Origin of the sequence: Aestuariivirga sp. (assembly GCF_044239095.1) — a bacterium.
Taxonomy (GTDB): domain Bacteria; phylum Pseudomonadota; class Alphaproteobacteria; order Rhizobiales; family Aestuariivirgaceae; genus Aestuariivirga.
Map to the genome: position 1 here is coordinate 1 of NZ_JBIICB010000189.1, position 8,523 is coordinate 8,523.

Annotated in this window: 9 protein-coding genes and 1 tRNA gene; 4 read left to right on the forward strand and 6 right to left on the reverse strand. The window is 61.2% G+C overall.

Translation table 11 applies throughout. The features are described from left to right. Positions 1-20: 20 nt before the first annotated feature. The 3 genes from ACILRA_RS15655 (at position 21) to ACILRA_RS15665 (ending at position 750) form a co-directional block, all read left to right on the forward strand. Positions 21-110: transfer RNA gene (locus ACILRA_RS15655), tRNA-Ser, on the forward strand. 219 nt (positions 111-329) lie between these two features. After that, the gene (locus tag ACILRA_RS15660; RefSeq protein ID WP_395663010.1) at positions 330-593 is read left to right on the forward strand and encodes a hypothetical protein; all 264 of its coding nucleotides are present in this window, start codon (positions 330-332) and stop codon (positions 591-593) included. Positions 594-618: 25 nt separating this feature from the next. After that, on the forward strand, positions 619-750 hold the full coding sequence (locus ACILRA_RS15665; RefSeq protein ID WP_395663011.1) for a hypothetical protein: 132 nt from the start codon (positions 619-621) through the stop codon (positions 748-750). 270 nt (positions 751-1,020) lie between these two features. Here the strand turns inward: ACILRA_RS15665 and ACILRA_RS15670 are convergent, their stop codons facing one another. From ACILRA_RS15670 to ACILRA_RS15680, 3 genes are all read right to left on the reverse strand, one after another. Beyond that, the gene (locus ACILRA_RS15670; protein ID WP_395663012.1) at positions 1,021-1,959 is read right to left on the reverse strand and encodes an omptin family outer membrane protease; all 939 of its coding nucleotides are present in this window, start codon (positions 1,957-1,959) and stop codon (positions 1,021-1,023) included. Between the two features lie 495 nt (positions 1,960-2,454). Next, entirely contained in the window at positions 2,455-2,751 is a 297-nt protein-coding gene (locus ACILRA_RS15675; protein ID WP_395663013.1) for a hypothetical protein, read from the reverse strand. Between the two features lie 106 nt (positions 2,752-2,857). Beyond that, the gene (locus tag ACILRA_RS15680) at positions 2,858-5,062 is read right to left on the reverse strand and encodes a DNA topoisomerase (protein WP_395663014.1); all 2,205 of its coding nucleotides are present in this window, start codon (positions 5,060-5,062) and stop codon (positions 2,858-2,860) included. A gap of 198 nt (positions 5,063-5,260) precedes the next feature. On the opposite strand from ACILRA_RS15680, the gene ACILRA_RS15685 reads away from it, so the two are divergent. Then, positions 5,261-5,701, forward strand: a complete 441-nt coding sequence (locus ACILRA_RS15685) for an acyl-CoA thioesterase (RefSeq protein ID WP_395663015.1) — start codon at positions 5,261-5,263, stop codon at positions 5,699-5,701. On the opposite strand, the gene ACILRA_RS15690 is transcribed toward ACILRA_RS15685, so the two are convergent. The 3 genes from ACILRA_RS15690 to ACILRA_RS15700 form a co-directional block, all read right to left on the reverse strand. After that, positions 5,698-6,825, reverse strand: a complete 1,128-nt coding sequence (locus ACILRA_RS15690) for a zinc-dependent alcohol dehydrogenase family protein (protein WP_395663016.1) — start codon at positions 6,823-6,825, stop codon at positions 5,698-5,700. The two genes, ACILRA_RS15685 and ACILRA_RS15690, sit on opposite strands and share 4 nt — an antisense overlap. Before the next feature lie 24 nt (positions 6,826-6,849). Continuing rightward, positions 6,850-7,716, reverse strand: coding sequence for an N-acyl homoserine lactonase family protein (locus tag ACILRA_RS15695; RefSeq protein ID WP_395663017.1), 867 nt, complete (start codon positions 7,714-7,716; stop codon positions 6,850-6,852). A gap of 27 nt (positions 7,717-7,743) precedes the next feature. Continuing rightward, positions 7,744-8,523: hypothetical protein (locus tag ACILRA_RS15700; RefSeq protein ID WP_395663018.1), on the reverse strand; the 780-nt coding region annotated here is incomplete at its 5' end.

An 8,523-nucleotide genomic window follows, 5' to 3' on the forward strand; every position in this document is an offset into this window, starting at 1 on the left:
ATATTCGGGCCACCACCAAAGGAAGGGTGGCCGAGTGGTTTAAGGCACACGCCTGGAACGCGTGCATACGTGAAAGCGTATCGAGGGTTCGAATCCCTCCTCTTCCGCCATTATCCATTGAAATCATTAGATAATTTCTGATTTGGGTGACTTTTTCCCCTCATTGCTCCCAGATAGCGCTCTCGCTTGCCATTCATGATGCTTGCAACGTCGCCATTACCGGCAGAACCATCGATGGCGGCACCTTCTGACGGGTGGCAACTTCGCCACTCTGCCTCCATGACAACTGAAAAGAGGCCAGTACGGGCGTCAGACTGAAGCGTTCCGCGGTGGCTGGAAAGGCTCCCGCCGTCCCCGACCTTGAACTCGGCGAGCTTGCCGTCAACACCTTCGACGGTAAGCTATACCTCAGGAAGAGCGACGGCACGGACACTGTGCTCGAGGTGGGACCCGTCCGCGCGGTTGCTGGCAAGATTGGCACCGTAACGTTGGCCAAGGCGGACGTGGGCCTCGGGGGCGTCGACAAGACGTCGGATGCCGCCAAGCCCATCTCCACGGCGACGCAGACGGCCCCTGAGCGGGAAGGCAAATAGCTCGCACGGCCATGCCGTCGCGGATGTGAGCAGGCTCCAGACGGCGCTTGACGGAAAGGCACCGCTGGCCTCGCCCGCCCTCACCGGAACCCCAACTGCCCCGAGTGCCGCGGCCTATGCGGACACCAACCAGCTCGCCACCACCGCGCAGGTCTAAGACACCGTCACCTTCGTCCCGGAAAATGCCCAGACCGGCACGGCCTATACCCTTGCGCTCTCCGACGCCGGGAAGCTGGTGACATTTGACAATGCGGTGGCAATCACACTCACCATCCCCACCAATGCCAGTGTGGCCTTGCCCTTTGGGCGGACAGTTAGGCCTCAGGCCCTGCCGTGATTGATATTCTGTGAGCGAAGGATGGTTTCATGTTCACCAAGTATGTGCAAGCGGCCGGCGCATGTTCCCGGCATTGTCATTACTTCTTCTCTAGAAGCGATAGTTCACACCAACTGCAATATTCAGCGTGTACAGGTCAGCGCCACCCGAGTCATAGCCTGATTGGGTGACTTCTTCCGAATTTTTGTCAGTGGTCGTGGTCTCGCCTTTCATCCTGAAAAACTTGTCGTAAGCTACTGACCCGACAAGATCCGCCTTGCCGGTCAGTGCATAGGCGGCCTTGCCATTCAGGGCGATGTAAGGTTCCGGTTCGAGTTCATCCACAAAGTTGATGTCTCTCAGCCAGTGATCATCATCTCCCTTTGCCATCGACAGCGTCATACCGCCCCGGCCTTCAAGGGACAGTGTCCATCGATCGAGATTACCAAGATAGCCAAGGCCCAGGTATGCTGCCGGGAGTGAAAGCTGGTAAGAGATTACCTTGTCGCCATCATTGAAGCATCCCTCATCCCCATCGTAGTTGTAACAGCCGCCCAGAGCTGTCCACTTGATGCTGGTATGCTTGAACCCGCCGAGGAGCGAGACGTCATTTGTCCCATTCTTATGCAACAGATATCCAAGGCCAAGATCTACCGAATAGTAATGATCCAGTTCAGTATCATGGTGCCATGAGTGAAGATTGGGCTCAGCTGGTGGGGGAGAAAACTCCCAGTCGTAGTCATCCATGTAATTGTCTGCGGCGAGACCCAAAGAGACGTTTCCATAAAACTTGAGGCGTTCGGCTGCTTGCCAGCTCAGCCCCCCGTTCACGACGAGTGCATGATCCATGTCCCAGATGAGTTCACTCAGCTTGCTACCGTCAGGATTGTAGACGAGTTCATGTGCCTCCCCGCTCAGGTGCCCGAGACTGATGTAAGCGGCAAGGTCATCAAGGGTTTCAGTTTTCGCGGCATCTGCTGCCCATGCCTGCTGTGCAGTGGTGAGAAGTCCAAGAACGATTACAAATGACCGGGCGTTATACAGCTTCATTTTCGATCCTTCTTCTTGAGGGAACAAGCTGGCAGGGCGTCCTTGGATTGCATGCTGCAAGCCGAAACTCCACTGCGTTGAATATAAGTACTGCATTTTTGTTACTACAAATCACAGGATACTTGACCATGATCCTTCATTGAATTCAACATGATCCCGCTTTCCAAGACTCTCATCGCCGTTGAAGATGCCGAATGTGGGCGTCACTGTCGGCATCTGCTCCGGTACATGGTTTTCTGCAGATTGTACGGAATACTGGATGATCCCTCGCAGGGGCACCGCATCCATCGCTCTGCGCGGTGAGACAACTGGCCTCTACAGAACTCTGCCGTTCTGCTTGCGATCCACTGTTCTCTGAGACCCTCGTGCCGTGCGCATCGCTGCAACCATGATGCCGTTCCATCCTCCGAGTTGATCTGCATGGTGGATCATCAGCATGTGGGGACTTGCAAATGGTGCCGCCTGAAAAAATTGCGCGGCTGACCGAACGCGATCTTACTTCCGGACAGAAATGGCCAGGATGTAGGCGGCGGCTGGAGAACGGCTGACCCCTGCCATGCAGTGGATCAGCAGATGCCGCGCACCCGGCTTCCGATGCTTATCCGCAAACGCGATCATTGAGGCGATCTGATCGCGGGTGGGGAGCGCTTTTCCTGCCTGCGGCTTTTCAACATCGTGAAAGCCGAGATGCAGATGGCGCCCGGGAGCAAGAAAGAGATGTTGCGCAAGGTGTGCGGCGTGCATGACGGAAATGACCGCGCCGGGGTGGAGGCGGCGCGTGGTCTTGGCCACGTTCCAATAGCTCTCGACCGCAATACTCAGTCCAGATACTCCCACCTCGAGATGTTCACAGACTGCATGCGATGAGCAAGACAGAGACGCCCATCTTCTGTCTTGCTCAATGCCCCGGTGGCCCGGGTTTTCTCCCGCTGTCACCGGCGTTCTGTGCCAGGAATGTGCGGCATGTGTCGAATCTCTGCTCGCATCCCCGGGGCAAATCGATGGCTTTCTGCTTGGCAATGGCACGAGCGAAAGCGATCATGCGTGGCGTGGGTCTTCTGGCATTTTCCTGTACTGATACAGATCGCTGTCTTCCGGTTTCGATCTTCTCGTGGAGAGGGGGGTCGATGCCAATCTTGCCCGGACCATCGGAATTCTTCCCGCGCGCATGTCCGCGTGTTCGCTTACGCATCGGGACTGCCGCGCTCGCTGGCGACCCCCGGCTTCTGCCTGCCCTTGTTCTTTGTGCCGCAGGAGCGAGGTCCACCTTGATGCCCGTCTGCTGCGTCAGGCGGGAGATCAGATCGGCGGCACTGCTTGCGATGCCATCAATCACGGCACGGAAGTCGCTCTCTCCGAGTACCACCTCATCGAGGCGCATTTCCCATTGTGCCGTGGTGCCGGGATCGACCAGGCTCGGCGCCGCCTTCGCGAGAAGTTCATAGAGCTTGAGGCCGGAGGGCGTGGGCACGACCAGCTTTCCTGATGCCGCGAGGAGGTTCTGGGCTTTGAGACCCTTGATGATCTCCGCTCGGGTTGCCGGCGTGCCGATGCCCTTGGCCTCCTTCAGGCGATCGCGCAGCGCAGGATCAGAAACGAACTTCCAGGCATTCTGCATCGCGTCGATCAGGGTGCCTTCGTTGTAGCGGGGAGGGGGCTCGGTGGTGCACGCTTTAACCTGCGGTTCGGTGAGGGTTGCGTTCTCGCCGTTCTTCATCTGAGGAAGCGTTTCGGCACCATCTGCCCCATCTTCTGTGTCAGCCGAATTGGTGCCGAACACAGCCTTCCAGCCGAGCCGCAAGGGAACATGCCCCGTCGCCCGGAAACTAACCTGACCATCGCCCGGCACGGGCACGTCGAGCGTCACGACGGTGTGACGGTATTCATAGTCCGGCATGATGGCCGCCAAGTAGGAGCGGCAGATCACGGCGAAGAGTTTCTTCTCGTCCTCCGAGAGCCGTGCAACGCGGGCGTCCATGCCGTCGAGCACGTTCACGTTGGGGATGATGGCATGGTGGGCAACGCCCTCCAGCGCCTTGTCCGAGAAGGTGCCAGACTTACCTCTGCGGATGACGGGCTCGCCGATCTCGAGCCCCGCAAAGCCCCTGACCTTCAGGAGTGCGGACACGATGGCCGGAACATCGGCGATCTGGTTCTCCGACAGATAACGGGCCTCGGCACGCGGATAGGTGATGAGCTTCTTTCCGTCACCGTCATAGAGTTCCTGGGCGACAAAGAGCGTCCTGTCAGCCGTCCAGCCCCAGCGCTGGCTACAATGTTTCTGGAGCGCCGGAAGATCGAAGAGCTTCGGCGGTGCGCGCCGCTTGTCCTCGACCTTGAGTGTAATGGGTCCCTCGAAGCCGGCCGCAGCCCTGGCGATCGCCTCCGCCCGTTCCCGATCCTTGATGCGCCTGGCCTCGGGCGGTGCATGCCGCATCCGGAAATTTCCAGCGGCAACCGTGGCGGTCGCTTCGACCTCGAAATAGTCTTCCGGCTTGAAGTTCAGAATCTCAAGCTCCCGCATGCAGACGATGGCGAGAGTCGGCGTCTTCACCCGCCCGATGCCGATCACTCCACGCGCCTGCGGTGCGAGCAGGGTCTTGGTCGCCGTGCGGGTGAGGGAGAGATTGAAGATCTGGTCCGCCTGTTGCCGCGCCACGGCTGCCTGATAGAGAGGCTGCATTTCGGCGTTGGGCTTCAGCCGCTCGAAGGCCTGCCGGAGGGTCTTGGGATCCTGCGCGGTGAAGAGCGCGCGCCTCACTGGCCCGCGATAGCGCAGGTGCTCAAGGATCTCCTGCCCGATCAGCTGCCCTTCGCGGTCGCAATCCGTGGCGAGGATGACGCCGTCACAGCCCTTCAGTGCCGCGGCAATCGCCTTGAGCTTGGCAGACTTGGTCTTCTCGCGTGCCGCCCGGGTCGGATAAAGCCCGTCGGGCTTCAGCAGGTCGCAAGACCAGCGTTTCCACGCTGCATTGACCTCGTCAGGCTCGGCAAGGCGGATGAGATGGCCCTCGGCGGGGAGGATTTCCCCGAAACGGCTTCCGATGGCTGCCCTGAGATCCCGCGCCTGGCTGGGCTTTTCAACGATGATGAGGGTTTTCATGCGCAGTCTTGTCCGGTGAATGGGTCAGATGACTATTGGAACATAGCATGAACAAATTTCGGCTCGATTTCAACGCCGCTTTCGCGGCTATCGCGCGCCGGTCAGGGCGGTATGATGAAATCTATCTCCCCCGCCTGTGTTCGTTGTAAGAACGGACCGCAACTGACGGCCTGAGAGCCACGCAAAGATGGAAACGCCATGGCTGATGTGAAGCCACGACCTCAGCACCGCAGCGAGTGGCGGCATTTTCTCGAAATCCAGACCCGCTGGGAAGATAATGACGTCTACGGCCACGTGAACAATGCCGTCTATTATTCCTGGTTCGATACTGCGGTGAATAACTGGCTCATCCACAAGGGGCTTCTCGATCTGGAGCGCAGCCCGGTTGTCAGTCTCGTGGCCGAGACCGGCTGCAGCTATTTTGAGAGTGTCACCTATCCGGAGCCGATTGACATCGGACTGCGCGCCGACAGGATTGGCACGTCCTCGGTGACCTACGGTCTGGGCGTGTTTCGCAAGGGGTCTGACCTTGCGGCAGCTGTAGGCCGCTTCGTGCACGTCTCCGTGGACCGGGAGACGCGCCGCCCGGTTCCCCTGCCGGAGGCGCTGCGTCTCGCGCTTCGTGAGCTTGCCGCTTAATCGAACATCACGATCTGCCGGATACCCTGGCCCTCGCGCATGCGGTCGAAGCCTTCGTTGATCTCGTCCAGCGTGAGCTTGTGGGTGAGGAGCTTGTCCACCGGCAACTGGCCAGAGCGGAACAGCGAGACGTAGTGCGGCAGGTCGCGCTTGGGCACGCAAGAGCCGATATAGGAGCCCTTCAGCGTGCGTTCTTCCGCCGTGAGGCTTACGGCTTGCAGCTTCAGCTTGTGGTCGGGGTGGGGCAAGCCGGCCGTGACCGTTGTGCCGCCGCGGGCAGTGGCGAGATAGGCCATCTCGAGGGCCTTCACGCTGCCGGCCATCTCGAAGAAATACTCAACCCCGCCACCGGAGAGATCGCGGATCTGCTTCACCGCATCGGGTGCGCTGGCGTCCACCGTGTCGGTGGCCCCCAGCGTGCGCGCGAAGGCGAGCTTTTCGGCCGAGAGATCGACCGCGATGATCTGGCGCGCGCCCGCGAGCCTCGCGCCGAGGAGCGCGCTCAGGCCCACGCCGCCGAGGCCTGCCACCGCCACGCTGCTGCCCGGCGGAATGCGTGCGGTGTTGACTACGGCACCCACGCCTGTCAGCACCGCGCAGCCGAAGAGGGCGGCATATTCGAAGGGAATGTCTTTTCCGATCTTGACGCAGGATTCCTGCGAGACAATGGCATGGCTTGAGAAAGCGGAGACGCCGAGATGGTGGTTGAGCACTTCGCCATCGCCTTCGATGCGGTGCGCGCCGCGCAGCAGCGTGCCTGCGGCGTTGGATTTGGCACCGGGCTCGCAGAGTGCTGGCCTGCCCGTGGCGCAGGGCAGGCAGTGGCCGCAGCTGGGCATGAAGATCAGCACCACATGGTCGCCGATGCTGAGGCCCTCGACGCCATCGCCCAGCGCATCGACGATGCCCGCCGCCTCATGGCCCAAAACCATGGGCATGACGCGCGGCCGGCTGCCGTCGATGACGGAGAGGTCGGAGTGGCAGAGGCCCGCGGCCTTGATCTTCACGCGCAGTTCGCCGGGGCCCGGCTCCTTCAGCTCCACCTCGACGATCTCGAGGGGGCGCGAGGTGCGGTAGGGGGGCTGCCGCCCCATCTCTGTCAGCTTGGCGGCTCTGATGCGCATTGTACCGGGCTCCTGTGTCGGGTGTCAGCGGATCATGAGCGGCGCCTGCGGCACCTGCTTCCAGAATTCCGGATCGTGACCATAGAAGATGCGGGCACCTGCGGCCTGCAGGCGGCGGAGCAGCAGCATGGAATCGAGCATCTGGGCGCGGTCGAAGACGAGCTTTGGCAGGTGCAACTCCTCCAGCGACTGGCGGAGATAGCAGGCATCCGCCGCGAGGATGACGTCTCCCGTGCCGAGCTTTACTTTCAGAGACTGATGACCGGGCGTGTGGCCGAAGGTGGGAATGGTGACGATGGTGCCGTCGCCGAAGAGGTCATGCGCGCCCTCGACCTGCATCACGAGATGGCCCAGGTCGTAGTCGCGCTTGTCATAGGCGTTGGCGTGGATCAGCTCCGGCATCTTGCCCGCTTCCCACTCGCGCCGCTGGATAACGATGCGCGCATTGGGCACCAGCAGATTGCCACCGGTGTGGTCGAAATGGAGGTGCGAGTTGATGACGAAGTCGATGTCCCTGGGCTCGATACCGAGTTGCATGAGCCGCGCTTCCACCTCTTCGCCGCGGCGGTAGTGCACATGGAAATGCTTGGCAATGCCGCCCAATCGGGTTTCGGGATCGTGCTGGCAATCCGGGTGCAGCCCTGTGTCGAACAGGATGCGGCCCTTGGGGTGGTCGATCAGGTAGCAGGGCACGGGAAAGCGGATCTTTCCGTGGGCGCGGCCCAGCATCATCTTAAGGTCGGCCGTCATCCAGCCGCAGGTGAAGGCATAAAGGCGGATCTCGCCGGTGTTGCGGGTGACGCGCGCGCCGGATGCTGAGTTCTGCTGCTCAAGCCGCTCCCACCAGCCTTGATTGTTCTCGAGCTTCTTGCGCCACTGTTGATCGATCATGTGAGACATCCTGAAAGGGTTCCCCGCTTAGGCCGCAGTGTCGCGTGGTTTGGCAAGGGGCGAAGTGGAGCCTGAAGCCGCCCTGCCATTGTGCGAGAGCCTCAGCCCATAGCTGAGGAACCACACCAGCAGCACGCCCGCCACCCACCAGATGAGCTGCCAGCCCCAGATCGAGGGGATGTCCAGCGCCCATTGGGCCGAAGGCTCGCCGAAGAGATAATTGCCGATGGTGGCGCCGGGGCCCAGCGCCAGGAAGGCCCAGAGCATGGTGGCAACCCATGCCGCCCCGGCGAGGCGGCGTCCAACCGGTGGCGCGCTGCTGGCATAGAGCACATGGAAGGCGGCGTGGCGCTTGCGCTCATCCTCAGATTGGGATGCAGCAGAGCCGATGAGGCAGATGGCGAAATTGGCGGCGAGTCCCCAAACGGCGGCGTGGATCGTCCAGGGCCAGAAGCCCCAGGGCAGGTTCTGCATGGCGATGGCCTGCCCCAGCGGATCCGCGAAGATGGCGACGAGCGCGCCGACGACGAGACCCGCCTGCACGCCCTGCCTTGTGAACCACGGCACCCAGGTGACCGCAAGATAGGCCGGCAGCAACTGGATGGCCAACGTCAGCGTGGCGGAACCGATCGCCACTGCGCCGTCATGAAAGAAGGTGGCGGTGACCGCCGCGGCGGCGACCAGGATCAGCATCACCACGCGGGCGAAGGTCTTCTGCAGTTGCTCGCCCGCCTTGGGCTGGAAGAAGGCGACGAACAGGTCCCGCGTGACGGTTGCGCCTGCCGCGATCACATAGGCGCCGGCGCA